This window comes from Nonomuraea sp. NPDC050394, from assembly GCF_044459065.1.
Taxonomy (GTDB): domain Bacteria; phylum Actinomycetota; class Actinomycetes; order Streptosporangiales; family Streptosporangiaceae; genus Nonomuraea.
Genome location: NZ_JBITIO010000022.1, coordinates 44,604 through 71,172 on the forward strand (window position 1 = coordinate 44,604; position 26,569 = coordinate 71,172).

At 71.2% G+C, this 26,569-nt stretch carries 24 protein-coding genes and 1 pseudogene; 11 read left to right on the top strand and 14 right to left on the bottom strand.

Annotated elements, in window-relative coordinates:
- Positions 1-58 precede the first annotated feature (58 nt).
- Positions 59-1,039, top strand: a complete 981-nt coding sequence (whiA, locus tag ACIBKY_RS49205) for a DNA-binding protein WhiA (RefSeq protein WP_379617619.1) — start codon at positions 59-61, stop codon at positions 1,037-1,039.
- 273 nt (positions 1,040-1,312) lie between these two features.
- Here the strand turns inward: whiA and ACIBKY_RS49210 are convergent, their stop codons facing one another.
- Together ACIBKY_RS49210 and ACIBKY_RS49215 are read right to left on the bottom strand one after the other, a co-directional pair.
- Positions 1,313-2,008, bottom strand: coding sequence for a hypothetical protein (locus ACIBKY_RS49210; protein WP_397108566.1), 696 nt, complete (start codon positions 2,006-2,008; stop codon positions 1,313-1,315).
- Positions 2,008-2,964, bottom strand: a complete 957-nt coding sequence (locus tag ACIBKY_RS49215) for a hypothetical protein (protein WP_397108568.1) — start codon at positions 2,962-2,964, stop codon at positions 2,008-2,010. Before ACIBKY_RS49215 ends, ACIBKY_RS49210 begins: the two co-directional genes overlap by 1 nt.
- 186 nt (positions 2,965-3,150) lie before the next feature.
- Between ACIBKY_RS49215 and gap the strand changes: the two genes are divergently transcribed.
- The 5 genes from gap (at position 3,151) to ACIBKY_RS49240 (ending at position 6,842) form a co-directional block, all read left to right on the top strand.
- Positions 3,151-4,155: a type I glyceraldehyde-3-phosphate dehydrogenase gene (gene gap / locus ACIBKY_RS49220; protein WP_379617625.1), complete on the top strand. Its 1,005-nt coding sequence runs from the start codon at positions 3,151-3,153 to the stop codon at positions 4,153-4,155.
- The gene (locus ACIBKY_RS49225; protein WP_397108571.1) at positions 4,152-5,324 is read left to right on the top strand and encodes a phosphoglycerate kinase; all 1,173 of its coding nucleotides are present in this window, start codon (positions 4,152-4,154) and stop codon (positions 5,322-5,324) included. The genes gap and ACIBKY_RS49225 overlap by 4 nt, the downstream gene beginning before the upstream one ends.
- Positions 5,321-6,097, top strand: coding sequence for a triose-phosphate isomerase (tpiA, locus tag ACIBKY_RS49230; RefSeq protein ID WP_397108573.1), 777 nt, complete (start codon positions 5,321-5,323; stop codon positions 6,095-6,097). Before ACIBKY_RS49225 ends, tpiA begins: the two co-directional genes overlap by 4 nt.
- A gap of 99 nt (positions 6,098-6,196) precedes the next feature.
- Positions 6,197-6,427 (top strand): preprotein translocase subunit SecG, encoded by a 231-nt coding sequence (gene secG / locus ACIBKY_RS49235; RefSeq protein ID WP_184974103.1) that lies wholly within the window; start codon positions 6,197-6,199, stop codon positions 6,425-6,427.
- A gap of 70 nt (positions 6,428-6,497) precedes the next feature.
- Positions 6,498-6,842 carry an RNA polymerase-binding protein RbpA gene (locus ACIBKY_RS49240; RefSeq protein WP_184974105.1) on the top strand — a complete coding sequence of 115 codons (345 nt, stop codon included), beginning with the start codon at positions 6,498-6,500 and terminating at the stop codon, positions 6,840-6,842.
- A 170-nt stretch (positions 6,843-7,012) separates the two neighbouring features.
- Here ACIBKY_RS49240 and ACIBKY_RS49245 read toward each other — a convergent pair whose 3' ends face one another.
- Together ACIBKY_RS49245 and ACIBKY_RS49250 are read right to left on the bottom strand one after the other, a co-directional pair.
- Positions 7,013-8,617 carry an amidohydrolase gene (locus tag ACIBKY_RS49245; protein WP_397108575.1) on the bottom strand — a complete coding sequence of 535 codons (1,605 nt, stop codon included), beginning with the start codon at positions 8,615-8,617 and terminating at the stop codon, positions 7,013-7,015.
- A gap of 16 nt (positions 8,618-8,633) precedes the next feature.
- A complete protein-coding gene (locus tag ACIBKY_RS49250) occupies positions 8,634-10,025 on the bottom strand; it encodes an NAD(P)/FAD-dependent oxidoreductase (RefSeq protein ID WP_397108577.1) in 1,392 nt (463 codons plus the stop codon).
- 108 nt (positions 10,026-10,133) lie between these two features.
- Between ACIBKY_RS49250 and ACIBKY_RS49255 the strand changes: the two genes are divergently transcribed.
- A complete protein-coding gene (locus ACIBKY_RS49255; RefSeq protein ID WP_397108579.1) occupies positions 10,134-11,156 on the top strand; it encodes a GNAT family N-acetyltransferase in 1,023 nt (340 codons plus the stop codon).
- Between the two features lie 242 nt (positions 11,157-11,398).
- Here ACIBKY_RS49255 and ACIBKY_RS49260 read toward each other — a convergent pair.
- Positions 11,399-11,795: pseudogene (locus tag ACIBKY_RS49260) on the bottom strand (Clp protease N-terminal domain-containing protein); the annotation flags it as partial.
- 72 nt (positions 11,796-11,867) lie between these two features.
- Here ACIBKY_RS49260 and ACIBKY_RS49265 point away from each other — a divergent pair.
- Entirely contained in the window at positions 11,868-12,653 is a 786-nt protein-coding gene (locus ACIBKY_RS49265; protein WP_397108581.1) for a hypothetical protein, read from the top strand.
- Here the strand turns inward: ACIBKY_RS49265 and ACIBKY_RS49270 are convergent.
- Both ACIBKY_RS49270 and ACIBKY_RS49275 read right to left on the bottom strand, forming a co-directional pair.
- A complete protein-coding gene (locus ACIBKY_RS49270; protein ID WP_397108583.1) occupies positions 12,650-13,240 on the bottom strand; it encodes a dihydrofolate reductase family protein in 591 nt (196 codons plus the stop codon). The genes ACIBKY_RS49265 and ACIBKY_RS49270 overlap by 4 nt on opposite strands.
- Before the next feature lie 75 nt (positions 13,241-13,315).
- Positions 13,316-14,065, bottom strand: coding sequence for a class I SAM-dependent methyltransferase (locus ACIBKY_RS49275; protein WP_397108585.1), 750 nt, complete (start codon positions 14,063-14,065; stop codon positions 13,316-13,318).
- 123 nt (positions 14,066-14,188) lie between these two features.
- On the opposite strand from ACIBKY_RS49275, the gene add reads away from it, so the two are divergent.
- A complete protein-coding gene (add, locus tag ACIBKY_RS49280) occupies positions 14,189-15,190 on the top strand; it encodes an adenosine deaminase (protein ID WP_397108587.1) in 1,002 nt (333 codons plus the stop codon).
- Between the two features lie 184 nt (positions 15,191-15,374).
- Here the strand turns inward: add and ACIBKY_RS49285 are convergent, their stop codons facing one another.
- On the bottom strand, positions 15,375-16,562 hold the full coding sequence (locus ACIBKY_RS49285) for a S8 family serine peptidase (protein WP_397108589.1): 1,188 nt from the start codon (positions 16,560-16,562) through the stop codon (positions 15,375-15,377).
- A gap of 199 nt (positions 16,563-16,761) precedes the next feature.
- Between ACIBKY_RS49285 and ACIBKY_RS49290 the strand changes: the two genes are divergently transcribed.
- A complete protein-coding gene (locus ACIBKY_RS49290; protein WP_397108591.1) occupies positions 16,762-17,298 on the top strand; it encodes a hypothetical protein in 537 nt (178 codons plus the stop codon).
- On the opposite strand, the gene pgl is transcribed toward ACIBKY_RS49290, so the two are convergent.
- The 6 genes from pgl to tkt are packed head-to-tail and all read right to left on the bottom strand — an operon-like array spanning position 17,239 to position 25,381.
- Positions 17,239-18,012 (bottom strand): 6-phosphogluconolactonase, encoded by a 774-nt coding sequence (pgl, locus tag ACIBKY_RS49295; RefSeq protein WP_397108593.1) that lies wholly within the window; start codon positions 18,010-18,012, stop codon positions 17,239-17,241. The two genes, ACIBKY_RS49290 and pgl, sit on opposite strands and share 60 nt — an antisense overlap.
- Before the next feature lie 4 nt (positions 18,013-18,016).
- On the bottom strand, positions 18,017-18,931 hold the full coding sequence (gene opcA, locus ACIBKY_RS49300) for a glucose-6-phosphate dehydrogenase assembly protein OpcA (protein WP_397108595.1): 915 nt from the start codon (positions 18,929-18,931) through the stop codon (positions 18,017-18,019).
- Positions 18,928-20,529: a glucose-6-phosphate dehydrogenase gene (gene zwf / locus ACIBKY_RS49305; RefSeq protein WP_397108597.1), complete on the bottom strand. Its 1,602-nt coding sequence runs from the start codon at positions 20,527-20,529 to the stop codon at positions 18,928-18,930. The genes opcA and zwf overlap by 4 nt, the downstream gene beginning before the upstream one ends.
- A gap of 1 nt (position 20,530) precedes the next feature.
- The gene (locus tag ACIBKY_RS49310; protein ID WP_397108599.1) at positions 20,531-22,141 is read right to left on the bottom strand and encodes a glucose-6-phosphate isomerase; all 1,611 of its coding nucleotides are present in this window, start codon (positions 22,139-22,141) and stop codon (positions 20,531-20,533) included.
- Positions 22,141-23,238 (bottom strand): transaldolase, encoded by a 1,098-nt coding sequence (gene tal / locus ACIBKY_RS49315; protein WP_397108601.1) that lies wholly within the window; start codon positions 23,236-23,238, stop codon positions 22,141-22,143. Before tal ends, ACIBKY_RS49310 begins: the two co-directional genes overlap by 1 nt.
- Position 23,239: 1 nt before the next feature.
- Positions 23,240-25,381: a transketolase gene (tkt, locus tag ACIBKY_RS49320; protein WP_397108603.1), complete on the bottom strand. Its 2,142-nt coding sequence runs from the start codon at positions 25,379-25,381 to the stop codon at positions 23,240-23,242.
- Between the two features lie 210 nt (positions 25,382-25,591).
- On the opposite strand from tkt, the gene ACIBKY_RS49325 reads away from it, so the two are divergent.
- Positions 25,592-26,536: a heme o synthase gene (locus ACIBKY_RS49325; protein ID WP_397108605.1), complete on the top strand. Its 945-nt coding sequence runs from the start codon at positions 25,592-25,594 to the stop codon at positions 26,534-26,536.
- Positions 26,537-26,569: the final 33 nt, after the last annotated feature.

Below are 26,569 nucleotides of genomic sequence, written 5' to 3' on the forward strand. Positions count from 1 at the left end.
CCCGAAAGGTGCGAGAGACTGCTGTGAGGCCGGTCTGAATGGGGGAGGACTAACGCTTATGGCGATGACAGGTGTGGTCAAGGACGAACTGAGCCGACTGCCGGTGCTGAAGCCGTGCTGCCGCAAGGCGGAGGTCTCGACGCTGCTGCGGTTCGCCAGCGGCCTGCACCTGGTGGGAGGGCGGATCGTGATCGAGGCCGAGCTCGACACCAATGCCACCGCCCGTCGGCTGATCAAGGACATCGGTGAGGTGTTCGGGCACAAGGCGGAAGTGCTGGTGCTCGCGCCGGCGGGCTTGCGCAAGGGCTCGCGCTACGTCGTGCGCGTCTACCGCGACGGCGAGGCGCTGGCCCGCCAGACCGGGCTGATCGACAACCACGGCCGGCCGGTGCGCGGCCTGCCGCGTCAGGTGGTGGCGGGGGCCGCCTGCGACGCGGAGGCGGCCTGGCGGGGGGCGTTCCTGGCGCACGGGTCGCTGACCGAGCCGGGGCGCTCGATGTCCCTGGAGGTCACCTGCCCGGGGCCGGAGGCGGCGCTGGCCCTGGTCGGCTCGGCGCGCCGGCTCAAGATCCACGCGAAGGCCCGTGAGGTGCGCGGCGTCGACCGCGTCGTGGTCCGCGACGGCGACGCGATCAGCGCGCTGCTGACCCGCCTCGGGGCGCACGACAGCGTGCTGGCCTGGGAGGAACGCCGCATGCGCCGCGAGGTGCGGGCGACCGCCAACCGGCTGGCCAACTTCGACGACGCCAACCTGCGCCGCTCGGCCCGCGCGGCGGTGGCGGCGGGGGCGCGGGTGCAGCGGGCCCTGGAGATACTGGGGGACGACGCGCCCGACCATCTGGTGATCGCCGGGCGGCTGCGGGTGGAGCACAAGCAGGCCTCCCTCGAAGAACTCGGACAGATCGCCGACCCGCCGCTGACCAAGGACGCGATCGCGGGCCGCATCCGGCGGCTGCTGGCCATGGCCGACAAACGCGCCTCCGACCTGGGCATCCCCAGCACCGAGGCCAACCTCACCTCGGACATGCTCGCACCCTGATCGGCGTCTCTTCGTCGCCTCTTCCGGCGTCTCTTCGCCGCTGTTTCTCTCTGTGTGTCTGTTGCTGTTTCGGTCCTCGTATCCGCTACGGCTCCCGCCCCACCACCGCGCACGGTCCGACGTGCGCGCGCCTCTGTCCTGGCCGGTCGTGAGGGCCCACGGGGTTGCTCGCCGTGACGAGCGTCCTGTGGGCCGGGCTCCGTGGCCGCCTTGCCAGGTGACGACACGTCCGCCCTCCAAGGCGTCTCCGTGGGGCACCTTGTCACGCTGGAGTTATGGCTGCCGTTCCCGTTGTGCTGGGGTGAAGGGGGAGCCGGTGGGGCGGGGCGGCTGGACGGGATCGAAGGCACCGCGCTTCTCAGGTGACTGGGCGGGATCGAAGGCGCCGCGCTTCTCAGGTGGCTGGACCGGCTCGAAGGCTCCGCGCTGCTCCGGCGCTTGGATGGGGTCGGGCGAGCTGCCGTGGTCCGGGGTGCCGGGGGCATTCGGGGTGGTGGCGGGGGTGGTTTCGCGGGTCTGGCGGACCTTGAAGGCGACCGCGGCGAAGGCGAGCAGGGCCGGGATCGTCGTGAGCGTCCAGTAGGGCCAGGAGTGCTGGATGGGCTCCACGTAGGCCATGGCCGCCTGCCGGAAGCCGCCGAGGATGGTGTCCAGGGTGATCACCTGCTCCGCGGCGCCCGTGGTGGACAGCGCGTAGGCCGCCGGGGCGGAGCCGATGATCAGGCCCAGGGTCATGGCGGCGCCCGCGTACAGGAGGGCCAGGAACGGGAGCAGGAGGCTGCGCGGGCGGCCGATGCGCAGGGTGAGGCCCACCACGAGGCCGGGCAGCAGGGCCTGGGCGGTGCTCCAGGGCAGGCCGTCCGCGGTCTGGGTGATGGCCGCGGGCAGGCGGTCGCCGAAGAGCTTGGCGCAGGCGAGTGCCGTGGCGCTGACGGCCATGGCGAGGAAGCCGAAGATCAGGGCGCGCATCAGGACTCTCCCGGCTCCCGCGGCGGGGCGAACATGTCAGGGACGGGACGGCGCACGGGCGGCTGAAGCGGCTCGAACGCTCCACGCTCCTCGGTCGCACTCCGTTCCTCCGCGAGCCTGCGGTCCTCCGCGCCCCTGTGGGCGTCCTTGGCCCTGTGGTTCTCCGCGCCCCTGTGGTCTTCCTCAGCCCTGTGGCCCTCCTTGGCCCTGTGGTCCTTCTCCAGCCTTTGGCCGTCCTCGGCCGTCCGTGTGGCGTCCCGCCCGCTCGTGGGCCGGCGGAACGCCTCGTGGTCCACCGGGGCTCCTCCCGCCGCGGCCGGCTCGGCGGCCGCGGGGTTCTGGGCGGGCTGCGCGGACCGGGAGTCCTGTGCGGGCGTGGCGGATCGGGTGAACGAATCGAACTGCTCCGGCGCGGGTGTGGCGGGCCCTTCGGGTGTGGGGGAGGCGGGTGACGGGGCTGCGAGGGCGGCGGCCTCTGCCCGGTCCCGGCGGCGCAGGCGCAGGACGCGGAGCAAGGTGAGGAGGAAGGCGGGGACCGCGGCGATCGCCACGCCCTGCCAGAGGGTCGGGGAGGTGCGGAAGAGCTCGGGCAGTTCCGAAACGATGAGCAGGGCACGGTCGTCCAGCGACGACCACGGGAAGCCGGCCCTGACGTAGTTCCCCAGTTCGGAGCCCATCGAGCCGATCGTGCGGGCGCCGAAGGCGAACAGGGCGGCCAGTACCGGCACGAGCAGGCTCCGGGGGCGGGTCAGCCACAGGGCCAGCCAGATGAGCACGGCGATGACCAGGCCGAGGACGGTGTGGGCCAGGAGACGCTGGTCGCCTGTGAACCACCTCACGTTGTACGGCAGCAGCCTGAAGCCGTAGGAACCCGCGCTGTACGCGACCCCGGCAACCAGCATGGCGACGAACCCGGCGAACAGCCCTCGTACCAGGCCGGATCGTGGTTGTGACATCTCAGCCCCCAGAGAATGCCGCGAATTTACTCCGACGAGTCGGGCACTTTACTTCAATGCCGCAAATTGCGCTCCCTGATCTGTCATACGCAGGCCGGGGGTTGCAGTGGTCTAAACCAATTTAGGTCCGATAGGGTTCGTGATTGAGGTTTCAGCCCGCCATCACGTTCGAGGAGATCGGTTCCCGTGAGCATCCGCGTAGGCGTCAACGGCTTCGGCCGCATCGGTCGTAACTTCTGGCGCGCGGTCGCCGCCAGCGGCAAGGACATCGAGATCGTGGCCGTCAACGACCTGACGGACAACGCGACGCTCGCCCACCTGCTGAAGTACGACAGCATCCTGGGCCGCCTGCCGTACGAGGTGAAGGCCACTGCCGACGAGATCGTCGTCGACGGGAAGACCATCAAGGCCTTCGCCGAGCGCGACCCGGCCAAGCTGCCCTGGGGCGACCTGGGCGTGGACGTCGTGGTCGAGTCGACCGGCTTCTTCACCGACGCCAACAAGGCCAAGGTGCACGCCGAGAACGGCGCGAAGAAGGTCATCATCTCCGCCCCGGCGAAGAACGAGGACGTGACCGTCGTCATGGGTGTCAACCACGACACCTACGACCCGGCCAGCCACACGGTCATCTCCAACGCCTCCTGCACGACCAACTGCCTGGCCCCGCTGGCGAAGGTGCTCAACGACTCCTTCGGCATCGAGAAGGGCCTGATGACCACCATCCACGCCTACACGCAGGACCAGAACCTGCAGGACGGCCCGCACGGCGACCTGCGCCGCGCCCGCGCCGCCGCGCTCAACGTGGTGCCCACCTCGACCGGCGCCGCCAAGGCGATCGGCCTGGTGCTGCCCGAGCTGAAGGGCAAGCTCGACGGCTTCGCGATGCGCGTGCCGATCCCCACGGGCTCGGCCACCGACCTCACCGTCGAGGTCCGCCGTGACGTCACCGTCGACGAGGTCAAGGCCGCCTACAAGGCCGCCGCCGAGGGCCCGCTCAAGGGCTACCTGACCTACACCGAGGACGAGATCGTCTCCAGTGACATCGTCACCGACCCGGCCTCCTGCATCTTCGACGCCGGGCTCACCAAGGTGATCGGCAACCAGGTCAAGGTCATCGGCTGGTACGACAACGAGTGGGGCTACTCCAACCGCCTGGCCGACCTCATCGAGCTGGTGGGCAAGGACCTGTGACCTTCGCAGACACCGACGTCAGGGGTCGGCGCGTGCTGGTGCGCGCCGACCTCAACGTGCCGCTGGACGGCGAGACGATCACCGACGACGGGCGTATCCGCGCCTCGGTGCCGACGATCAAGGCCCTGGCCGGGCAGGGCGCCAAGGTCGTCGTCTGCGCCCATCTGGGCCGCCCCAAGGGCGAGCCCAACCAGAAGTACTCGCTGAAGCCCGTCGCCGCCCGCCTGGGCGAGCTGCTGGGCCGCGAGGTCGCCTTCTCCGGGAAGGTCGTGGACGGCGAGCTCGTCGACGGCCTCAAGGACGGCGAGGTGGCGCTGCTGGAGAACCTGCGGTTCGAGCCGGGCGAGGAGTCCAAGGACGACGCCGCCCGCGGCGCCTTCGCACGGAGGCTGGCGGGCCTGGCCGACCTTTACGTCGGCGACGGGTTCGGCGCCGTCCACCGCAAGCACGCCAGCGTCTACGACGTGCCGGAGCTGCTGCCGCACGCCATGGGCGGGCTGGTGGCCGCCGAGGTCGAGGTGCTGAAGCGGCTCACCGAGAACCCCGAGCGCCCCTACGTCGTGATCCTGGGCGGCGCCAAGGTCTCCGACAAGCTCGGCGTCATCGCCAACCTGCTCACCAAGGTCGACCGGCTGCTGATCGGCGGCGGCATGGCGTACACCTTCCTGAAGGCCCAGGGCTACGAGGTCGGCCAGTCGCTCCTGCAGGAGGACCAGCTCGACCAGGTGCGCGGCTTCCTCTCCGAGGCGATCAAGCGCGGCGTGGAACTGGTGCTCCCGGTGGACGTCCTGGCGGCCACGCACTTCGCCGAGGACGCGCCGTACGAGGTCGTGGCGGCCACCGAGATCCCGGCCGGCCGCCAGGGGCTCGACATCGGCCCGAAGACCCGCGAGCTGTTCGCGACCAAGCTCGCCGACGCGCGCACCGTCTTCTGGAACGGCCCGATGGGCGTCTTCGAGTTCGAGGACTACGCCGGGGGAACACGGGCGGTGGCCGAGGCGTTGATCCGCTCGCAGGCCTTCACGGTCGTGGGCGGGGGCGACTCCGCCGCGGCCGTACGCAGGCTGGGCCTGCCCGAGGACGGCTTCTCCCACATCTCGACCGGTGGTGGCGCTAGCCTCGAGTACCTCGAAGGAAAGACCCTTCCCGGGCTGGAGGCCCTTCAGTGAGAAAGCCGCTCATCGCCGGCAACTGGAAGATGAACCTCAACCACCTCGAGGCCATCGCTCTGGTGCAGAAGCTCGCCTTCGCCCTGAACGACAAGGACTTCGACAAGGTGGAGGTGGCGGTGCTGCCGCCGTTCACCGACATGCGCAGCGTGCAGACGCTCGTCGACGGCGACAAGCTGCGCATCGTGTACGGCGCGCAGGACATCAGCCAGTACGACGGCGGCGCCTACACCGGCGAGGTGTCCGGCGCCATGCTCGCCAAGCTGGGCTGCACGTTCGTCACCGTCGGCCACTCCGAGCGGCGCGAGTACCACAACGAGGACGACGAGCTGGTCAACGCCAAGGTGCTGGCCGCCTACCGGCACTCGATCACGCCGATCCTGTGCGTGGGCGAGGGCCTGCCGGTACGGCAGGCGGGCGGCCAGGTGGCGTATTCCGTGTCACAACTCGATGCCGCTCTGCGCAAAGTCTCGCCGGAGCAGGCAAAATCGATAGTGGTGGCCTACGAACCGGTCTGGGCGATCGGCACCGGCGAGGTGGCCACCCCACAGGACGCGCAGGAGGTCTGCGGGGCGCTGCGAGAGCGACTCGCTGAGCTCTACGACGCCGAAGTGGCCGCCGCGGTCCGTATCCTGTACGGAGGGTCGGTGAAGTCAGGCAACATCGCCGGGATCATGGCTCAGCCCGATGTCGACGGCGCGCTCGTGGGCGGTGCCAGCATCGACGCCGGGGAGTACGTCAAGATCTGCCGATTCGGCGAATTGTCCGGCTAACTGGGTCGTTCAGGGGGTGCGACTTGACACCAGGTCGTACCCTCTAGAAGCAAGTTTGAATCGTCACGCGTAACAGTGGATTGAAGGAACAGGCATACCGTGGAAATCGGAATCTCCATCGCCCTCATCCTGGCGAGCCTTCTCATGATCCTGCTCGTCCTGCTCCACAAGGGTAAGGGTGGCGGTCTGTCTGACATGTTCGGCGGCGGTTTCTCGTCGAACTTCGGCGGCTCGTCCGTGGTGGAGCGCAACCTCGACCGGCTGACCGTTATCACCGGCGTGGTCTGGTTCGTCTGCATCATCGCGCTCGGCCTGCTGCTCAAGCCCTGAGCTTCCCGGCGACGCGTGACAGTGATTCTCCCCCCGCCGCTCGCGGGGCGATCGAGCAAGGAGTTCATCCGTGGGTAGTGGCAACGCGATCCGTGGCAGCCGTGTCGGCGCCGGCCCGATGGGGGAGGCCGAGCGCGGCGAGGCAGCTCCCAGAGTGCGGGTCTCGTTCTGGTGCGCCAACATGCATGAGACGCGACCCAGCTTCGCCAGTGACGCGGCCGTCCCCGAGCACTGGGACTGCCCGCGCTGTGGCCTCCCGGCCGGTCAGGACGAGGCGGCCCCGCCCGCTCCTCCGAAGAACGAGCCGTACAAGACGCACCTGGCCTATGTGAAGGAGCGCCGGAGCGACAAGGACGGCAAGGCGATTCTGGAGGAGGCGCTCGAGCGCCTGCGCAACAACAAGTCGCCCTGGTAGACGCCGACCCGGTTTGACGGAAGCCCCCGCGCCCTCGCGGGGGCTTCCGTGTGTTCCCGGCGTGCGCGCTCCGGGGTGGTGGACGCGCAGCCCGATCCTTCACGTCATCCGTGTCCGCGACGACGACACGAGGGGAACCTTCGGTGAAGGCGCGGACAACGCTCCCGCGCTCAGCCGGCGTAGACCTGCTCGCCGTCGACGAACGTACGGCGCACGCGGGTCGTCCAGATCTCGCTCCCGGGCAGCGTGAACGGGTCGCGGTCGAGTACCACCAGGTCGGCGGGACGGCCCCGCTCGATGACGCCCGCCGGGGAGCGGTTGACCCACGCCGATCCGGCCGTGTACGCGGTGAGCGCCTCGGCCAGGCCGATGCGCTGGCCGGGCAGGAACGGCGTGCGCGCGGTCGGGTAGTCCGCGTGCACCGAGCCGCCGGGCTCGGTCCTGTTGACCGCCACGTGCACGCCCTGCAGCGGGTCGGCGCTGGAGACCGGCCAGTCGCTGCCCGCGCACAAGCGGGTGCCGTGGCCGAGCAGGTCGGCGAAGGGGTACTGCCACGACGAGCGCGGCTCGCCGAGGAAGGGCAGCGTCAGCTCGTCCATCTGGGCGTGGTGGGTGGCCCACAGCGGCTGCAGGTTGGCGGTGACGCCGAGCGCGGCGAAGCGCGGCACGTCCGACGGCTCGATGATCTGCAGGTGGGCGATGTGGTGGCGGTTGGCCGGATCGGTGCCTTCGAAGCTGTCCAGCGCCTCGCGTACCGCTCGCTCGCCGATGGCGTGGAAGTGCACCTGGAAGCCGAGCCGGTCCAGTTCGCGCACGTACTCCTTGAGCTTGCCCGGATCCACGTAGGAAAGGCCGGTGCCGCCGCACTGGCAGTACGGCTCCAGCGTCGCGGCGGTGAAGTTCTCCGTGATGCCGTCCTGCATGATCTTCACCGAGGTGGCGCGGAAGCGCTCCAGACCCTCGGCGGAGGCGCGGCGCTCCACCAGCCCGGGGATCTGCTCGGCGCCGCGGGTGCGGTCCCACCACAGCGCGCCCACCACGCGGGCCTTCAGCCGGCCTGAGCGGGCCGCCGACAGGTAGGTCGGCAACTGGTCGTCGGAGCCGGCGTAGGAGCCGACGATCGCGTCCTGCCAGCCGGTGATGCCCAGCGAGAACAGATGCGCCTGCGCGTCCACGAGCGCGGCGTCGGCGTCCTGGGCGGTGGCGCGCGGGGTCAGCAGGCCGACGAGGTCCATGGCGCCCTCGTGCAGGACGCCGGTCGGGGTGCCGTCGGGCTCGCGCTCGATGCGGCCGTCGGCGGGGTCGGGGGTGTCCTTGGTGATCCCGGCCCGCTCCAGGGCGCGGGTGTTGACCCAGGCGGCGTGGTGGTCGCGCTGGATCAGGTAGGCGGGGCGGTCGAGGAAGTCGAGCTGCGCGCGGTGGGGCAGGCCGCCGGGGAAGGCCGACATGTCCCAGCCGCCGCCGTCGATCCACTCCTTGTCCGGATGGCCGGCGGCGTAGCGGCTGATCTCCCCGAGGTAGGCGTCGAGGCCGTAGACCTCGCTCAGGTCGCACTTGGCGCGCTCCAGCCCGGCCTGGACCGGGTGGATGTGCGCGTCGGTGAAGCCGGGCACCAGCAGGCCGCCGTCCAGGTCCACGCTCTCGTGGCGGGGGGCCTGCCGTGCCAGGTCGGCCTCGTCGCCCACGGCGGCGATCACGCCGTCGCGCACGAGTACGGCCTCGGCGAAGCCGCCGAGCGCGGTGAACACGCGCCCGCCGCGGAAGAGGGTCGTCATCGGGGAGTGTTCTCCTTCAGTGGCCGGTGATGAGGTCGGCGAGGCGGGCCAGGGCCGAGGTGCGGGTCATGGAGCGCTCGCGCTGGTCGGCCATACGGTACAGGCGGTACATGGAGTGCACGCCCGCCCATCGCAGCGGCTCCGGCTCCCAGGCGCGCACCTTCCTGCCCACCCACGGCAGCGCGGTCAGCCCGGTGTCCTCGCCGAGGATCAGGTCGCGCAGGGTACGGCCGGCCAGGTTCGTCGTCGTGACCCCGTGGCCGGTGTAGCCGCCCGCCCAGCCCAGTCCGGTGTCACGGTCCAGGTGGACGGTCGAGCACCAGTCGCGCGGCACGCCCAGCACGCCGGACCAGGCGTGGGCCACCTTCGATGAGGCGGCGGCGGGGAAGAAGTCGATCAGTATCCGCCAGAGCGCCTCGACGGTCCAGTCGTGGGTGTTGCCGCGGGCGTCGACGCGGGAGCCGTACAGGTAGGGGCGGCCGCGGCCGCCGAAGGCGATGCGGTCGTCCTCGGTGCGCTGGGCGTAGATGTAGTAGTGGGCGAGGTCGCCCAGGAGTTCGGCGCCCTGCCAGCCGACCGTGTCCCAGAACGCGGCGGGCAGCGGCTCGGTGACGATCATGGAGCTGTTCATCGGGAGCCACTGGCGGCGCAGGCCCTTGAGCTGGGAGGTGAAGCCCTCGGTCGCGCGGATCACATGGTCGGCCTCGGCGGTGCCGTACGGCGTGATGGCCCGATGCGGCAGGATGCTCGTGACCGGGGTGCGCTCGAAGACGCGCACGCCGAGGTCGCGCACCACCCGCGCCAGGCCGCGCACGAGCTTGGCGGGCTGGATGCGGGCGCAGTGCGGCGTCCAGACCGCGCCCACGGCGCCGGCCACGCGCAGGTGGTCGGCGGGGTCCACCACACGCAGGTCCTCCTCGCGCAGGCCGGTCGCGCGCGCGTCCGCGACGAGCTCGCGCAGCCGGCCGGCCTGGGCGCTGGTGCGGGCCACGGTGAGTTCGCCGCCCTTGACGATGCCGGCGTCCACGTCCTCCTTGGCGCAGACCGCGATCACCTCGTCGATCGTGGCGTACATCTCCCGCTGCAGCGCCCGCGCGGCGTCCTCGCCGTGGGTCCTGGCGTAGCGGCCGTGGGAGCCGGCCAGCGCGCCGGTCAGCCAGCCGCCGTTGCGGCCCGAGGCGCCGAACCCGGCGAACTCCTGCTCCAGCACCACGACGTCGAGCGCGGGCCGGGCCTTCTTGAGGTAGTACGCGGTCCACAGCCCGGTGAGGCCGGCGCCGACGATGACCACGTCCGCCCGGAGGTCGCCGTCCAGGCGCGGTCCGGGCTCCGGTACGCCGGAGGAGCGATACCAGAAAGACACCTCGCCATTGACGAAGTCCTCAGATAGTGGCACACGCGCGTTCATAGCACCCCATCTTCCAGCATGCGGGATGTAACACGCTGCATCGAAAAGGGGTGTGAGCGAAACAGGGTGTTAGCTTGTCCGAAACAGCCTCCCCGCATGCTGGACGACATGGCATTCCTGCGTATCCGCACCACGGTCGACGAACGCCCCGGACGTCTCGCCGCGCTGGCCGCCGCCCTGGCCGGCCGGGGCGGCAACATCCTCGGCCTCAGCGTGCAGACCGACGCCGACGGGACCGTCGACGAGTTCGTCGCTGAGATCTCCGCCACACCCGAGACCGTCCGCACCGCCCTGGAGGCGGCCGGCGGACGCCGGGTACAGGTGGTGCCCGCCACCGCCCACGAGCTGACCGACGAGCCCACCAGGGCGCTGCTGCTGGCCTCCCGGCTGCGCTCGATGCCGTGGCGCCTGCCGGAGCTGCTGGCCGAGCTGCTGCGCGCGGACGACGGCCGATGGACCTATGGTGAAGCGGTGAGCGATCTTCCCGACCCGACGCGGCTGGTGGTGCCGGTCGCCGCCCGGCGCGCCGTACGGCTGCGCCGCGCGGAACTGCCCTTCACGCTGACCGAGGCGGCGCGGGCGGCCTCCTTCGTGCGGCTGGCGCAGCCCGTCCCCGGCCACTCCACCGCCGAGCAGGGCGTCCGGCTGGCCGACGGCGCCCAGGTCACGGTCAAACCGCTCACCGGCATCTACCGCGAAGCCGTCCGCGACCTGCACGACCGGTGCTCGCCGGAGGCGCGCAGGTTCCGCTACTTCACCTCGATGCCGGCGCTGCCGCCGCGCATGTTCGAGCGCCTGTGCGACCGCACCCGCGGCCACTCTCTCGTGGCCGGGCACGACGGCCAGGTCGTGGCCATGGCGAACCTGATGTTCACGCCGGATCCCGGCATCGCCGAGATGGCCTTCCTGGTCGAGGACCGCTGGCAGGGGCGCGGTCTGGGCGCGGCGCTGGCCAGGATGCTCGTGACCGAGGCGCGCGACCAGGGCTACGCCGAGGTGCGGGCCACGATGCTCTCCGACAACGTCAGGATGCGCCGCCTGCTCGTCTCCCTGGGCGCGACGCTGGGCTACACCGACGACCCAGGCGTGGTCGAGGCCCGCCTGCCGGTCGGCGCCCTGACCGTGGCCTGACGTGCCCGCGCGAGGGCCTCAGCCCGATGCGGCTTCGCCCTCTTCGCCGGGTTTGTGGCCGGGCCCCTCGGCGGGCGGGTCGTCCGGACGGGCGATGCCCAGGTGCCGCTCGATCCGCCGCAGGCTCGCCTCGATGCGCGTCAGCCGTTCCTCCAGGTGGGTCGCCCGCGGCCCGATCAGCGGATCGGCCAGGCTCTCCGGGCCGCGGCCGCGGGTCTTCTCCACGACCTTGGCGCGCAGGGTGCTGAGGTTCGCGCCCCGCTTGACCAGGACCTGCGCGGCCACCCCCTCGCCCTCCCTGATCAGGCCGAGCAGGATGTGCTCCGTGCCGATGTAGTTGTGGTGCAGTTGCAACGCCTCGCGCAGCGACAGCTCCAGCACCTTCTTGGCCCGAGGCGTGAACGGGATGTGCCCCGACGGCGACGCCTGGCCCTGCCCGATGATCTGCTCCACCTCCACGCGGACCTCGGGCAGCGCGATGCCGTTCTCCCGCAGCACCATGGCGGCGATCCCCTCGCCCTCATGGATCAGCCCGAGCAGGAGGTGCTCGGTGCCGATGTAGTTGTGATTGAGCATCCTGGCCTCTTCCTGGGCCAGAACCACCACGCGGCGGGCACGGTCGGTGAAACGCTCGAACACGGGGGCCTCCCGGCTAAGAGGGCTGATTCCACTATGCGCTACAAACCCCCCGATGTGGGGTAATTGACAGGTGTGGATCTTGACGAGGTGGCGGACCGCCTGTATGGCCTCCCGCCTGCCGACTTCACCGCCGCACGCACCGCCGAGGCCGCCGCGGCGAAGGAGTCCGGGCAGGTACGGCTGGCGCGCGAGATCGCCGCGCTGCGCAAGCCCACGGTCTCGGCCGCAGCGGTCAACCGCGCCCGCAGGGAACATCCCGAACTGCTGGCCGAGCTCCTGTCGGTGGGGGAGGGCCTGCGCGCCGCCTGGGCCGAGGGCGACGCCGACGCGCTCGCCGAACTGACCAGGCGCCGCGGCGAGGTGACCGGCAAGCTCGCCCGGCTCCTGCGCCAGGGCGGCCTGTCCGGCGCGGCGGCCATGGAAGCCGACCAGACCCTCGACGCGGCCGTGGTGGACGAGGAGGCGGCCGGCCTCGTACGGCTCGGCCGCCTGGTGAAGCCGCTCAGCTACAGCGGTTTCGGCGGACCTTCCGGGCTGCCGTCGGCCGGGCCAGGGCTGGGCCGTACCTCCGCCCGGCCCCGCCGCGCCACCCGCTCAGCGGAGGAGGTGGAGCGGGAGCGGCGCGAGGCCGGGGAACGGCGGGCCAGGGAGCTGGCCCAGGCCGAGTCCGACTACCAGGAGTGGCGGGACACGCTGGCGCTGGCCGTACAGGAGCTGGACGAGCGCTCGGAGAAGGTGGCCAGGCTGGAGAAGAAGCTGGCCAAGGCCCGCAAGAAGCAGAACGAGAGCCACCAGCGCGTCGAGGTCGCCCGCCGGGAGGAGCGCCTGGCCCGCCAGCGCCTGGAAAAGGCCCACTAGAGCGGGCCGGCGACGCGGTAGCGCGCGACGATCGCGCCGCCGTCGAACACCCGCGTCCCGGCGAGCTCCAGGCCGAGGTCGGCGGTCAGGCCGTCGAACATCCGCGGTCCCGAGCTCAGGACGGCGGGGGTGACGGAGAACAGGTACTCGTCGATCAGCCCGGGGGCGGCGGCGAGCGGCGCGAGCGTGTCGGGCCCGCAGGACAGGATGACGTCCCCGCCGTCCTCGCGCTTCAGTGCCGTGAGCTCGGCGACGAGGTCGCCGCCGACGACCAGGCGTTCGGGCGTGGAGCGCAGGGTCCGGGAGAAGACGATCTTGGCCATGGCCCGCTGCCGCCGGGCGAAGCGGTGGTCGGCCGCGGTGAGCGGGCCGTCGCCGGGGTTCTCGCCGCGCGCGACCCGGTCCCACCAGGACACGATCGCCTCGTACGCCGTCCTGCCCAGCGCCCACGTGTCCGCACGGGCGAACTGCCCGGTGATGTACGCGGTCTCCTCCTCGCCCCACGGGAACGGCTCCCAGAACCCACCGGCGGCGTTCGCGATGCGGTTGTCTAGGGTGGTCTGCATGTGGAACACGATCTTGCGCACGTGAAGCGGCCTCCTTGCGTACGGTTCACCTGTGAGGTAGACCCCCGCGGGCGCGCGAACTCATCGGTTGCCCGGTTAGCGGGTGGCGTGGGCGAGGTGGGCGCAGACCGGGAAGCCCTGCTCGGCGTAGGGGGCGGCCAGGGTGAGGTAGGCCTGGCGGATGTGTTCCACGGTGGCCGCGTCCTGGTCGAGGATGAACGCGAAGCGGGGCCCGGCGGCGCCGGTGAGGTCGTCCCACCAGGTGGCGAGGTCGACGCGGTGGCGCCAGCGGATGGTGTCGACCGCGCCGCCGGAGAAGCCGGTCTTCCTGAGCAGGGCGGTGAAGGCCGCGGGGCCGGCGTACGGGTCGAAGTCGCGCGGCGGGTCCGGGTCCCTCGAAAGCCCGGCGCGGGCGGCGGCGTCGGCCGGCAGGGTCGTGGCGGGCATCTCGTCGCGCTTCCACCAGCTCAGTGCGAGGGTGCCGCCGGGGCGCAGGACGCGGTGGAGCTCGGCGAGGGTGGCCGGAGTGTCGGGGGCGTGCTGGATGACGAAGTTTCCCGCCACCGCGTCGAAGGAGCCGTCCGGGAAGGGGAGCTCGGGCAGGGCGGCCAGCCGGACGGCGGCGTGGGGGTGGGCGCGGGCGGTGTACTCGAGCATGTCCAGGTCGGAGTCCACGGCGGTGACGTCGGCGCCCAGCGCCAGGGCCGCCGCGGTCACCACGCCGGTGCCGCAGCCGAGGTCCAGAAGTCGTGGGGCGCGGCTCTTGCGGACGAGGTTGAGCAGCGGGTCCACGGTGTGGGCGGTGAGGCTCGCGAAGCCGCGGGCGTACACCTGGGGGTTGGTCACGGGCGGCAGCCTATCGGGGGAGATGCCGGGCCGCAGCCCCGCAACCGCAAAGCTCACATTCTTATGTGAAATTTCGCGATAAAGCCTGTCATAGCCAATTGAAGGCGACCTATGGTCGTCCGCATGACGATCGACGCCTTCATCGACGCCCTGCCCAAGGTGGAACTCCACGTCCATCTGGTCGGCTCCGCCTCGGTTTCCACGGTGCTGGAACTGTCGCGGCGCCACCCCGGCAGCGGCGTGCCCACCAGCGAGGAGGAGCTCCGCGCCTTCTACACCTTCACCGACTTCCCCCACTTCGCCCGCGTCTACCAGGCGGTCAACTCCCTGGTCCGCGACCCGCAGGACGTCGCCACCCTGGTCCTGGGCCTGGCCCGCGACCTGTCCGCCCAGAACGCCCGCTACGCCGAACTCCAGGTGACCCCGTACGCCCACGCGATCATGGGCATGCCGATGCGCGAGGTGACGGAGGCCCTGAACCTCGCCGCCACCGCCTCCCGCGAGGACCACGGCGTGGAGATGGCCTACATCTTCGACATCCCCGGCGAGTACGGCGAAGAGGCCGCCAGGATCACCCTCGACCACGCGCTCGGTGAACCTCCCGCCGCGTTGGTAGGTTTCGGCCTGGGCGGGATCGAACAGAAGCGTCCCCTCTTCCGCGACGCCTTCGCCGCGGCCCGGGCCGCCGGCCTGCACAGCGTCCCGCACGGTGGCGAGATGTCCGGCCCGGAGACGATCTGGGAGGTCATCGAGGGCCTCGGCGCCGAGCGCATCGGCCACGGCATCAACTGCCTGGGCGACGAGCGCCTGGTCGCCCACCTGCGCGAGACGCAGATCCCGCTGGACGTCTGCCCGACCTCGAACGTCTGCACCGGCCAGGTCGGCCGCATCGAGGACCACCCGCTGCCGCGCCTGCTGGAGGAGGGCCTGTACGTCACGCTGAACAGCGACGACCCGCCCATGTTCGCGACCACGCTCTCCCAGGAGTACCGGGTGGCCCACGCCTTGGGCCTGAGCGCGGAGCAGCTGGCCCAACTGGCCCGCAACAGCGTGAACGCCTCCTACCTGCCGAAGGAAACCAGGCAGACCCTCCTGGCCGAGATCGACGCCGTGCCCACCTCCTGAACGCAGCCGTCTCGCGCGGCCACCCTGCCACGGCGCGGGCCCACGGGGCGCTCGTCACGGCGAGCGACCCCGTGGGCCCTCACGACCGGCCAGGACAGAGGCCCGCCCACGTCGGCGCGTGCGGGTCAGCCCGGCTTGCCGTAACCCCTAAGGGCGGTGAAACCCGAACCGAAACCCGCAGGCGTCACAGGCCCGGGGTGTAGAGGAGGCGGTTGGGAGAGCCGGAGCCGGGGCTGCGGACGACGCCGGTGGTGGCGTTGGCGACGATGGCGTCGCGGACCTGCTGCGGGGTCGCGGTGGGATGGCCCTGCAGGTACGCGGCGGCGGCCCCCGCGACATGCGGCGCCGACATCGACGTGCCGCTGATCGTGTTGGTGGCGCTGTCGGAGGTGTGCCAGGCCGAGGTGATGTTGTAGCCGGGCGCGAACAGGTCCACGCACGGGCCGCGGTTGCCCCACGACGGCTTGGTGTCGGAGATGTTCGTGATGGACACCGTGATCGCCTCGGGCACCCTGGCCGGCGACTGCGTGCAGGCGTCGAGCGCGAACAGCCCGAACAGCCCGTTGCCCGCCGCGATCGCGTAGCTGACGCCGGAGGCGATGGAGCCCTTCACCGCGTCGTCCAGCGCGGTGTTCGCGGAGCCGCCCAGGCTCATGTTCGCCACGGCGGGCTTGACGGCGTTGGCGGTGACCCAGTCGATGCCGGCCACGACCTGCGCCGTGGTGCCGGAGCCCTGGCAGTTCAGGACGCGCACGCCGACCAGCGTCACGAGCTTGGCGACACCGTGGGCGGTGCCGCCGGTGGTCCCGGCGACGTGGGTGCCGTGGCCGTTGCAGTCGTTGCCGTTCTGGCCGTCGCCGATGGCGTCGAACCCGATCGAGGCGCGCCCGCCGAAGTCACCGTGGCTCGGCCTGATGCCGGTGTCGATGATGTACGCGCGCACGCCCTGCCCGGTGGGCCCGTAGGTGTAGGAGCTGTTGAGCGGCAGGTTGCGCTGGTCGATCCGGTCCAGCCCCCAGGACGGCGGGTTGGGCTGGGTGTCGGAGGCGCGGTGGATCGCGTTCTGCTGCACGTAGGCGACGGCCGGGTCGGCGGCCAGGCGGCGCGCCTGCCGCTCGGTGGCGTTCACGGCGAAGCCGCGCAGCGCGTGCCGGTATTCGGCGAACGTCGTGCCACCGTGCCGCGCGGTCAGGTCGCCGGCCCGGGCGCGTACCTCGCCGGAATCCTTGAGTACCACGATGTAGCTGCCGGGGATCGGTTCGGCCTCCGGGGTGAGGATGGCCGGGGCGGGGTCGGCGAGCGCGGGGGTGGTGCTCGCCAGGACGGTGGCGGCGGCCGCGGCCAGGGCGGCAGCCCAGCGGAATAACGCCATGGGGGTATCCCTTCGTGAGGATTCGCCCCCGAAGCTAAACGCGACTCCTGCTCATGACAAGGCCTAACATTTGTGGTCAAGCGGCGGGCGTACACCCAGGGGCCGATCCCGCCCGCCCCGCGCGTACACGCAACGCGGTACCCGCACGGTCTCTCCACGCCGGACGCGGCCGGAACCGCAAACCCGGACCCTGGACGTCATGAGACTGGGAACGAGAACCCGCAAGGTCGTCCTGGTCGGTCACGTCGTCTCGGTGAGCGCGTGGATCGGCATCGACCTCGCGCTCGGCGTGCTCGTGCTGACCGCGATGCTCACGGACGACACCGCCACCGCCGCGACCGCCTTCCAGGCCGCGCACCTGATCGCCGTGTGGCCGATGCTCATCGCCAGCCTGCTCAGCCTGGCCACCGGCGTCACGCTGGGCCTGGGCAGCAAGTACGGCCTGGTCCGCTACTGGTGGGTCGCGGCCAAACTGACGATCAACCTGGCCATGACGACGCTGATCTACTTCTCCCTGCGCCCGGGACTGTACGAGGCGGCCGAGCACGGACGGCGGCTGGCGGCGGGCGACACCGCCGCACAGCCGCCGGACCAGCTGCTCTACCCGATCTTCGTGGCCCCGAGCCTGCTGCTGGTCGCCGTCGTGCTGTCGATCTTCAAGCCGTGGGGCCGTATCTCACGGCGAGGCGATACGGCCAAGCCCCGCCGGTATCTTCGCCGCCGCGGCGCGATCTAGCAGGAACAACGTACGGCCACGCCCGCGCGCACCCGCGGCGGGCACCTGCACCGGGCCGGAGTCGGACAGCGCCAGCCGTACCGACCCGGCCTTCTCCGCACCCGCCGCCACCACCCACACCTCTCGCGCGGCCTGGATCGTGGGCAGCGTCAGCGAGATCCGCGTCGGCGGCGGCTTGGGCGAGCCGTGCACCGCCACGACCGGCCGGGTGTCGTACAGCGCCGGCATCCCGGGGAACAGCGAGGCCACGTGGGCGTCGGGCCCCATGCCGAGCAGCATCACGTCGAAGCTCGGCGCCGGCCCGTGGTCCTCAGGCCGCGCCGCCGCACGCAGTTCCGCGGCATAGGCGTCGGCCGACTCCTCGGCGGTCATCCCCGAGTCCGGCCCGCGCATGACGTGCACCCGGGCCGGGTCGAGGTCGACGTGGTCGAGCAGAGCCTTGCGCGCGCCGGTCTCGTTGCGCTCGGGGTCGCCCTCCGGCAGGAACCGCTCGTCGCCCCACCACACGTCCAGCTTCGGCCAGTCGACGGCGTCGCGGGCCGGCGTCGCGGCGATCGCCGCCAGCGTGGCGATGCCGACCGACCCGCCGGTCAGCACGATCGAGGCCCACCCCTTCGCCGACTGCGCGTCGACCAGCCGCGTGATGATCCGCGCTGCCACGGCCTTGGCCAGAACGTCGGCGTCGCGATGGACGACCACAGAAGGAACACTCACGGCATCATCCCGCCTTGTAGGACTTGGCCAGGCGTTTGACCGCCGCCTCGTAGATCTCATCGGAGTCGAGGCGGCGCAGCTCCTCGGCCAGCAGCTCCGCCGTGGTTCTCCTGGCCAGCGCCACGTTGCGGTCGGGCTGGCCGGGCCGCGACAGCGTCGCCAGGCGGGCGTCGCTGCGGCTCACGGTCAGCTCGCCGTCGGCCAGCGACAGCCGTACCGAGGTCAGGCCGGGACCCGCCGAGTCCGACACCTTGACCGGCGCGCCCAGGCGCTCGCTCAGCCATGCCGCCAGCAGCGGCGCGCTCGGGTGGCCGGCGGTGGCCTCCACGACGCCCCTCTTCAGCTTGCCCACCGGCTGGTCGAAGGCGGCGGCCAGCAGGCTGCGCCACGGCGTCAGCCGCGCCCACGACAGGTCGGTGTCGCCGGGCGCGTAGCCCTTGGCGAGGGTCGCCAGCTCCTTGATGCCGTCGTGCACGGCCTTGGCGTCGGTGATGCGGCGCTGGGCCAGCGCGCCGATCGGGTCCTTGGCCGGGACGCGCGGCGCCTCGCCCGGCCACCACGCCACCACCGGCGTGTCGGGCAGCAGCAGCGGGCTGACCACGGAGTCGGCGTGCTCGGTCAGCTCGCCGTACAGGCGGAGCACCACGACCTCGCCCGGCGTGGACTCGCCGATCCGCAGCTCGGCGTCGAGCCGGTTGGCCTCGTCGGCCTCCCGGTTGATCACCACGAGGATGCGGGAGGGATGCTCGCGGGCGGCCTCGGTGGCCGCGCGCAGGGAGTCGTACTGGTCGCGCTCGTCACAGATCACCACCAGCGTCAGCACCATCCCTATGGCGGGCGCGCCCATCTGGTGACGCAGGTGCATGAGCTGGGCGGAGATCTTCCCCGCGGTCGTGTCCGTCAGCATGAAAGTGGTCACAGTCTTCTCCACACACGCCCGTCACGGGCCATCATCTCGTCGGCCGACGGCGGGCCCCACGAGCCGGCCGGATAGTCCTCCGGCTGGCCCTGCGTGGCCCAGAACTCCTCGATCGGGTCCAGGATCTTCCACGACAGCTCCACCTCCCGCTGGTGCGGGAACAGCGGCGGGTCGCCGATCATGACGTCCAGCAGCAGCCGCTCGTAGGCCTCGGGCGAGGACTCCATGAACGACTCGCCGTAGGCGAAGTCCATGGACACGTCGCGCACCTCCATAGCGGTGCCCGGCACCTTCGAGCCGAAGCGCACCGTGATGCCCTCGTCCGGCTGCACCCTGATGACCAGCGCGTTCTGCCCGAGGATCTCGGTGTCGTCCTTGCTGAACGGCAGGTGCGGCGCGCGCTGGAACACCACGGCCACCTCGGTCACCCGCCGCCCGAGCCGCTTGCCCGTGCGCAGATAGAATGGCACTCCGGCCCAGCGGCGGTTGGCGATCTCCAGCTTGATGGCGGCGTAGGTCTCGGTCGTGGAGTCGGCGGGGATGCCCTCCTCCTCCAGGTAGCCGACGACCTTCTCGCCGCCCTGCCAGCCGGCCGCGTACTTGCCCCGGGCGGTGTTGTTCTTCAGGTCGGCCGGCAGGCGTACCGCCTTGAGCACCTTCTCCTTCTCCCGCCGCAGCGACGAGGCCTCGAAGGAGGTCGGGTCCTCCATCCCCACCAGCGCCAGCAGCTGCAGCAGGTGGTTCTGGATGACGTCGCGGGCCGCGCCGATGCCGTCGTAGTAGCCCGCCCGCCCGGCCAGGCCGATGTCCTCGGCCATGGTGATCTGCACGTGGTCGACGTAGGAGCGGTTCCAGATCGGCTCGTACAGGTTGTTGGCGAAGCGCAGCGCCATGATGTTCTGGACGGTCTCCTTGCCCAGATAGTGGTCGATCCGGAAGATCGACGACTCCGGGAAGGCCTCGTTGGTGATCTCGTTCAGCTCGTGGGCGCTCTTCAGGTCGTGGCCGAACGGCTTCTCGATCACCACCCGGCGCCACGAACCCTCCGGCGCGTCGGCCAGCCCCGTCCGCTTCAACTGCTTCACCACGGCGGGGAAGAACTTCGGCGGCACCGACAGGTAGAAGGCATAGTTGCCGCCCGTGCCCCGCGTCTGGTCGATCTCCTTCAACGCCATCGCCAGCGCGTCGAACGCGCCGTCGTCGGAGAACTCCCCGGGCACGAAGTGGATCCCCTCGGCCAGCTGCTTCCACACTTCCTCGCGGAACGGCGTCCTGGCGTTGGCCTTCACCGCGTCGTGCGTCAGCCGGGCGAAGTCCTGGTCCTTCCAATCACGGCGCGCGAAACCGACCAGCGAGAAACCGGGCGGCAGCAGCCCCCGGTTGCCCAGGTCGTAGATCGCCGGCAACAACTTGCGCTTGGCCAGGTCGCCCGTCACGCCGAACAACACCATCACACACGGTCCCGCCACCCTGGGCAGCCGCTTGTCGCGCGGGTCACGCAGCGGATTGGCCGCCGCCACCTCCAAGGTGGTGGCGGTGTTCGCGACGGCCGCCGCCACGGTGACGGCCTCCTCCGCGGGCGCTGCCGGGTCTGTCATCTCAAGCCTCCTGTGCGGCTGCGAGCAAGTGCGCGACTCCCGTCACGCGGTCGGTCAGATGCAGGCGTACGGCAGGCCGTCCCCGGTCCGCCAGCGCCTGAAGGTCGCCCAGAGCCTGGGCCAGCTGCAGCCCGCCCAAGCTGTACGGCCGGCCGGGCACCCCGAGGTCGTCCTCCACCACACCGGTGATCAGGATGAACACCCCGTTCCGTGGCCCGCCCTTGTGGTACTGCCCGGTGGCGTGCAGGTAGCGCGGCCCCCAGCCGAAGGTCACCGGCCGGTCGGTGCGCAGCGCTAGCAGCGCCCGCAGCGTCGCCGCGTCGGCCGCCATCCAGGCGTCGGTCATCTCCTCGAAGTCGGCGCCGTCGGGCACCGGGGCGTCGAAGGCCGCCAGCCGGTCGAGGTGGGCCAGCACGGCCAGGTAGCCGTCGCGGGGCACGGCCGCCAGCAGCTCGGCCAGCAGCCCGGGAAGGTCGTGGGCGGCGGTGGGGCCGTAGACCTCCACCGGTCCGTCGGTGAACGCGGGGCGCTCTGCCGCGGCCGGGCGATCCAGCAGCGCCGCGGTGTTCCGCTCGGCCCCGGCCACGTCCGGCCGGCCGAAGGGATCGACCTCCAGCAGCCGCCCGGCCAGCGCCGTCGCGTACTCCCACACCAGGAACTGCGCCCCGAGCGCGCCGTCCACGCGCACGTCGCCGTCGTCGGAGCCGATCGCCACGACGAGTTCGTCGCCGGCCCCGCCGGGGTCGGCGGCGACGACGGGCAGGATGCCGCGGCCGTCCTTGCCGAGCGACTCGGCGACCAGATTCTCGATCCAGCCGGGCAGCCCGGTGATCGGCGCGAGCCGGTCCTCCAGGATGAGCTTGTCGCGGCCGGCCAGCGCCGCGCCGCCGAGCACCGCGCCCAGGTCGAGGCCGGGGTTGCCGTCGGAGCGCGCCAGTAGCGGCGTCACCTCGTCGGCGTCGTCGAGCAGCCGCTCGATCTCCGCGCCCGCCAGCGCGCTCGGCACCAGGCCGAACGCCGACAGCGCCGAGTAGCGCCCGCCCACGTCCGGTCTGGCCAGGACCAGCTGGTACCCGGCGTCGATCGCGGCCTGCTCCAGCGGGGAGCCCGGGTCGGTCACCACCACGATCCGGTCGCCGGGGTCGATCCCGGCGGCGCGGAAGGCGGCCTCGAAGACGCGCAGGGCGGCGTCGGTCTCGACGGTCGTGCCGCTCTTACTGGCGACCACGAGGACGGTCCGGTCCAGGTCGTCGGCCAGCGCGCGGCGTACCTGCCGGGGATCGCTCGTGTCGAGGACGGTCAGCGGCACGTCGGCGCTGTCGCAGATCACCTCCGCGGCCAGCGACGAGCCGCCCATCCCGGCCAGCACGACGTTGGTCAGGCCCTGCGCCCCCGCCCACTCGGCCAGCTTGCCGATCTCCGGCAGCAGCTCGCGCGAGGTCAAAGGCAGGTTGAGCCAGCCGAGGCGGGTCGCCGCCCCGGCCGCCGCCTCCTCGCCCCAGAGCCCTGGGTCGCCGGCGGCCAGCCGTCGCGGCACACCGTCGTCGAGGAGACGTACCGCGGCGGAGGAGGCGGCGTCGGCCACCTCCTCGTCGCGGATCGTGACTTCCACTAACCGGCCAGCTTCTTCGCCACGCTGTCGAGCAGCTCGGTCCAGGAGGCCTCGAACTTGTCGACGCCCTCGTCCTCCAGGACCTTCACGACGTCGTCGTAGTCGACGCCGGCCTCCTTGAGCGCGGCCATGGTGTTCCAGGCCTGCTCGTAGAAGGGGCGAATGGTGTCGCCGGTGATGTTGCCGTGGCCGGCGGCCGCGTCGAGCGTCTTCTCCGGCATGGTGTTGACCGTGCCGGGCGCGACGAGGTCGTCGACGTACATCGTGTCGCGGTACTCGGGGTTCTTCACGCCGGTCGAGGCCCACAGCGGCCGCTGCGGGCGGGCGCCCGCGGCGCGCAGGCGCTGCCAGCGCTCGGAGTTCATGACCTCCTCGAAGGCCGCGTAGGCCAGGCGCGCGTTGGCCACGCCCGCCTTGCCCTTCAGCTCCGGCTTGCCGGCGGCGTCCAGACGCTTGTCGATCTCGGTGTCGACGCGGCTGACGAAGAACGAGGCCACCGACTCGACGCCGGCGAGCTTGAGCCCCTTGGCCTGCGCGGCCTCCAGGCCGGTCAGCCAGGCGTCCATCACCGCGCGGTAGCGCTCCAGCGAGAAGATCAGCGTGACGTTGACGCTGATGCCCTCGGAGATCGCCTGCGTGATCGCCGGCAGCCCCTCCCGGGTCGCCGGGATCTTGATGAAGAGGTTGGGCCGGTCGACCATCCACCACAGCGCGCGGGCCTCGGCGACGGTCTTCTCCGTCTCACGGGCCAGGCGCGGGTCGACCTCCAGCGACACGCGGCCGTCCACGCCGCCGGTGGCGTCGTAGACGGGGCGCAGCACGTCGGCGGCCCAGCGGATGTCGTAGGAGGTGATCGCGCGCACGGCCTCGCCCACGTCGACGCCGCGTACCGCCAGATCCTGGATCTGGCTGTCGTAGGCGTCGCCCTTGCTGAGGGCGCCCGCGAAGATCGTCGGGTTGGAGGTGACGCCGACCACGTTCTTCTCGCGGATCAGCTGCTCCAGGTTGCCGGTGCGCAGGCGCTCACGGCTGATGTCGTCGAGCCAGATGGACACACCCTGGCCGGACAGCTTGTTCAGGATCTCGCTGCTGCTCATCTCAGTTTCCCGTCGTCTCGCCCTTGTCCTGACCGAGCTTGGCGAGGCTGGCCTTGGCCGCCGCCGCCACGCGCTCGGCCGTCAGGCCGAACTGCTCGTACAACGTCTTGTAGGGAGCGGAAGCCCCGAAGTGCTCAAGGCTGACCGTCTCGCCCGCCTCACCCACAAACTCCCGCCAGCCGAGCGCGATTCCCGCCTCGACCGCGACGCGGGCCTTGACCGAGGGCGGCAGCACACTCTGCCGGTACGCGGAGTCCTGCCCGTTGAACCACTCCACACACGGCATCGAGACCACGCGCGCAGGGATGCCCTGCGCCTCCAGCAGTTCCCGGCCCTCCACGGCCAGCTCGACCTCGGAGCCGGTGGCGATGAGGATCACCCGCGGCTGCCCGTTGGAGGCCTCGCGCAGCACGTACGCGCCGCGCTTGACGCCCTCGGCGCTCGTGCCCTCGTAGACCGGCAGGTTCTGCCGGGTCAGCGCCAGCGCGGCCGGGCGGTCGGTGTGCTCCAGCACGGCCTTCCACGCGAAGACGGTCTCGTTGGCGTCGGCCGGGCGGACCACGTCCAGGCCCGGGATCGCGCGCAGCGCCCACAGGTGCTCGACCGGCTGGTGGGTCGGGCCGTCCTCGCCGAGGCCGATCGAGTCGTGCGTCCAGACGTAGGTGACCGGCAGCTTCATCAGCGCCGCCAGGCGTACGGCCGGCCGCATGTAGTCGGAGAAGACCAGGAAGGTGCCGCCGTAGGGCCGGGTGCCGCCGTGCAGGGCGATGCCGTTGAGAATGGCGCCCATGCCGTGCTCGCGGATGCCGAAGTGCAGCGTCCGGCCGTAGCGGTTACCGGGGAAGTCCTTGGTCTGGTGCTCCTCCGGGATGAAGGACGGCTCGCCCTTCATCGTGGTGTTGTTGGACTCGGCCAGGTCGGCGGAGCCGCCCCACAGCTCGGGCAGCACGCGCGAGACGGAGCTGAGGAACTCGCCCGAGGCCTTGCGCGTGGCGACCGAGGCGCCGGCCTCGAACTCCGGCAGCGCGCCGGTCCAGTCGGCGGGCAGCTCACGGGCGGAGATGCGGTCGAGCTCGGCGGCGCGCTCGGGGTTGGCCTGGCGCCATGCGGCGTAGCCCTTCTCCCACTCGGCGTGCGCCTCGCGGCCGCGCGCGGCCACCAGCCTCGCGTGCTCCAGCACCTCGGCGGGGACGTCGAAGGACTTCTCCGGGTCCATGTCGAGGATCTTCTTGGTGGCGGCGACCTCGTCGGCGCCGAGCTTGGAGCCGTGGATCTTGCCGGTGTTCTGCTTGTTGGGCGCCGGCCAGCCGATGATCGTGCGCAGCATGATGAACGACGGCTTGCCGGTCTCGGCGCGGGCGGCTTCCAGCGCGGCGTTCAGGGCGGCGACGTCCTCGGCGTACTCGCCGGTCTTCGTCCAGTCGACCTTCTGCACGTGCCAGCCGTAGGCCTCGTAGCGCTTGAGGATGTCCTCCGACAGCGCGATCTGCGTGTCGTCCTCGATCGAGATGTGGTTGGAGTCGAACAGCACGGTCAGGTTGCCGAGCTTCTGGTGGCCGGCGAGCGCGCTGACCTCGTGGCTGATGCCCTCCTCGATGTCACCCTCGGAGGCGACGCACCAGATGTGGTGGTCGAAGGGGCTCGTGCCGGGGGCGGCGTCCGGGTCGAACAGGCCGCGCTCGCGGCGGGCGGCCATCGCCATGCCGACCGCGTTGCCGACGCCCTGGCCCAGCGGGCCCGTCGTGGTCTCCACGCCGATCGTGTGCCCGTGCTCCGGGTGGCCGGGGGTGAGGCTGTCCCACGTACGCAGGCTCTCGATGTCCTGGAGCGTCAGCCCGTAGCCGGAAAGGTAGAGCTGGATGTAGAGGGTGAGGCTGGAGTGGCCGCACGACAGGACGAAACGGTCGCGGCCGAGCCAGCTCGCGTCGGTCGGGTCGTGCCGCATCGTGCGCTGGAAGAGCAGGTAGGCGGCCGGCGCCAGGCTCATCGCCGTGCCGGGGTGGCCGGAGCCGGCCTTTTCCACCGCGTCCATCGCCAGTGCTCGGACGACGTCGACCGCCTGCTTGTCGAGGTCGGTCCATTCAAAGGTGCTCAACTGCTCGATCTCCGGAATCTCGTTGTCATAGGTGGTGCCGGTTGGCATTTCCCGCCCACACCGGACCCTAACGGAGCCGCGGTCAAGATCGATTCCCTTGCCGCTCCGTGCGTGTCCGAGAGCGGGTCACGCCCCCCATGGCCGGACCGGCCGACCCTGCTACTACAGTTTGTGTGTTCGCAGAGACGCCACGGCGTCCATTCACGGATCCGCTCTAATCAGAGGTTACGCGTTGACTCCGCACGTGCTGGAAGCGCCTTGACGGTGCTCACGAACAGGCAATCGACGGCCCCGGCCCCGCAGGCCACGCCGCCGCGCTCCTTCGGCGCGGTCGTCAAGGCCTATGTCGCGCTGACCAAGCCGCGGGTCATCGAGTTGCTCCTGATCACGACGCTGCCGGTCATGTTCCTCGCGTCGGGCGGCCTGCCGCCCCTGTGGAAGGCCCTGTGGGTCATGGTGTTCGGCACGCTGTCGGCGGGCAGCGCCAACGCGCTCAACTGCTACATCGATCGCGACATCGACGTGAAGATGCGGCGCACCCGCAAGCGCCCGCTGGCCCGCCACCAGGTCACGCCGCGCAACGCGCTGATCTTCGGAATCGTCCTCGGAACTTTGTCCGTTGTTGGCATGTGGGTCACCACGAACCTGCTCGCCGCCGCGCTCAACCTGTCGGCGATCCTGTTCTACGTCTTCGTCTACTCGATGATCCTCAAGCGGCGCACGTCCCAGAACATCGTCTGGGGCGGCCTGGCCGGCTGCATGCCCGTGGTCATCGGCTGGTCGGGCATCACCGGCAGCCTGGAGTGGACGCCGCTGGTGCTGTTCGGCGTGGTGTTCTTCTGGACGCCGCCGCACACCTGGACGCTGGCCATGCGCTACAAGGAGGACTACGCCGCCGCCTCGATCCCGATGCTGCCCGTGGTCGCCACCGAGCGCCGGGTCGTCGTGGAGTCCATCGTCTACACGTGGGCGACGGTGATCTGCTCGCTGCTGCTGTGGCCCGTCGCCGGCACCACGCTGCTCTACCCGATCGTCGCGCTCGCGCTCGGCGTCGTGTGCCTGTGGGAGATCCACCGCATGCTGGCCAGGGTCAACGCCGGCAAGACCGGGGTCGATCTGCGGCCGATGCGCTTCTTCCACTGGTCCAACGCCTACCTGGCGCTCCTCTTCCTCGCCGTCGCCATCGACCCGCTGCTCACCTGAGCGTGTGCGGCGGGACAGCGTGCAACACGATCC

Coding starts and splice junctions, on each gene's coding strand:
- ACIBKY_RS49245 (WP_397108575.1), bottom strand. CDS start 8,617: ATGACGACCCTCTTCCGCGGCGGGCGCGTGTTCACCGCGCTCGGCGGC.
- zwf (WP_397108597.1), bottom strand. CDS start 20,529: ATGACAGACCCGGCAGCGCCCGCGGAGGAGGCCGTCACCGTGGCGGCG.
- add (WP_397108587.1), top strand. CDS start 14,189: ATGACGATCGACGCCTTCATCGACGCCCTGCCCAAGGTGGAACTCCAC.
- tal (WP_397108601.1), bottom strand. CDS start 23,238: ATGAGCAGCAGCGAGATCCTGAACAAGCTGTCCGGCCAGGGTGTGTCC.
- whiA (WP_379617619.1), top strand. CDS start 59: ATGGCGATGACAGGTGTGGTCAAGGACGAACTGAGCCGACTGCCGGTG.
- ACIBKY_RS49210 (WP_397108566.1), bottom strand. CDS start 2,008: ATGCGCGCCCTGATCTTCGGCTTCCTCGCCATGGCCGTCAGCGCCACG.
- ACIBKY_RS49215 (WP_397108568.1), bottom strand. CDS start 2,964: ATGTCACAACCACGATCCGGCCTGGTACGAGGGCTGTTCGCCGGGTTC.
- ACIBKY_RS49290 (WP_397108591.1), top strand. CDS start 16,762: ATGAGACTGGGAACGAGAACCCGCAAGGTCGTCCTGGTCGGTCACGTC.
- ACIBKY_RS49285 (WP_397108589.1), bottom strand. CDS start 16,562: ATGGCGTTATTCCGCTGGGCTGCCGCCCTGGCCGCGGCCGCCGCCACC.
- tkt (WP_397108603.1), bottom strand. CDS start 25,381: ATGCCAACCGGCACCACCTATGACAACGAGATTCCGGAGATCGAGCAG.
- ACIBKY_RS49250 (WP_397108577.1), bottom strand. CDS start 10,025: ATGAACGCGCGTGTGCCACTATCTGAGGACTTCGTCAATGGCGAGGTG.
- ACIBKY_RS49255 (WP_397108579.1), top strand. CDS start 10,134: ATGGCATTCCTGCGTATCCGCACCACGGTCGACGAACGCCCCGGACGT.